Origin of the sequence: Mesorhizobium sp. M7A.F.Ca.AU.002.02.1.1 (genome assembly GCF_003998535.1) — a bacterium.
GTDB lineage: Bacteria > Pseudomonadota > Alphaproteobacteria > Rhizobiales > Rhizobiaceae > Mesorhizobium > Mesorhizobium ciceri.
Map to the genome: position 1 here is coordinate 1 of NZ_RZPB01001226.1, position 1,159 is coordinate 1,159.

Annotated in this window: 1 protein-coding gene; it reads right to left on the reverse strand. The window is 59.2% G+C overall.

Annotated elements, in window-relative coordinates:
• Positions 1 to 199 precede the first annotated feature (199 nt).
• Positions 200 to 784: a glutathione binding-like protein gene (locus tag EN879_RS36680; protein WP_063170639.1), complete on the reverse strand. Its 585-nt coding sequence runs from the start codon at positions 782 to 784 to the stop codon at positions 200 to 202.
• Positions 785 to 1,159 lie beyond the last annotated feature (375 nt).

Here is a 1,159-nt window from a genome sequence, read left to right on the forward strand (position 1 = left end):
GTGTAGAAAGTTGCGTTTGAACACGCGGGAAGGTCACGCTTTGTGCCGCCTCGCTTTGCATCCTTAGAAATTCGGGGCGTAACCCGTCGCCGCGCTTGGCAGCGATCAGGTGGAGTATCTGCAGCAACGGAAGCATGGACAAACTCCTTCGTAATGTGTCGTGGCTCAAGGGTGACACGACACGCGGCCGGTCTCGCACTTAGACAAGGCCCTCACGAGTCATTGCGACGCGAACGGCCGGACGGGCCGCAATTCGGGCGCGCAGCGCTTCCAAAGGAGCCGGAACAGGGACTTGGAAGCGGGCTGCCCAAAGCAGCATCACGAAAAGGTAGAAGTCCGCGACGCTGGGTTCCTCGCCGAACAGATAATCAGTCTTGAGACCGTTCGCGAAGAGATCAAGTTGCGACGTAATCGTGCTGCGCGCCTTGGCCTTTTCAGCATCGCTGCCATGGTGCCACATGGGTTTGAAGCTTCGGTGTATTTCAGTTGAGACATAGGTCAGCGCTTCGAGAACGCGGGTACGGCCCAGTGGCCCTTCCACGCCCAGTGCCGGGTATTGCGCCGCAATCCAATCGAGGACGGCGATATTCTCTGTCAGAACTTCCCCGTTATCCAGCACGAGGGCTGGCACATACCCCTTGCGCGTGACCGTGGTGAAATCATCGCCCGAGCCCGTTCGTTTGGTTTTGAGATTGACCGTTTCGCGCTCGAAGGCGGCACCGGCCTCCTCCAGCGCGATGTGGTCGGCCAGGCTGCAGGCGAGCGGGCTATAATAGAGTTTCACGGCTTTTCCCTTGTCTGAATCGGGACGCAGTTCGCAAATTGGTCGGGCGGAAGCCCGCCTTGCGCCGCGCACCGATTATCGCTGCGCGCGGCGTCCATGAGGTTCCAGAAATTCTCACTTGCCGGAAAGGAAGGCTACGACACCGACAGGTAGGCGTGCCTATGCCGAGGTATGATCAAGCTAAGCAATCGTTCTGCGATTGCCGCGTCCGAGGCCGAAATCCTGCTCAAGCGGGGAAAGACAACAGCAAGGCTTCAGAACCACCACACCTGGCGTCCTCGACAGGCCGGTAGTCCTTCGCTCAGGAACCATAAACGAAAGTATTGGACGCACGTGCCCTTGGCACGATGGCCCACATCCCGCCACGGCCGGCAT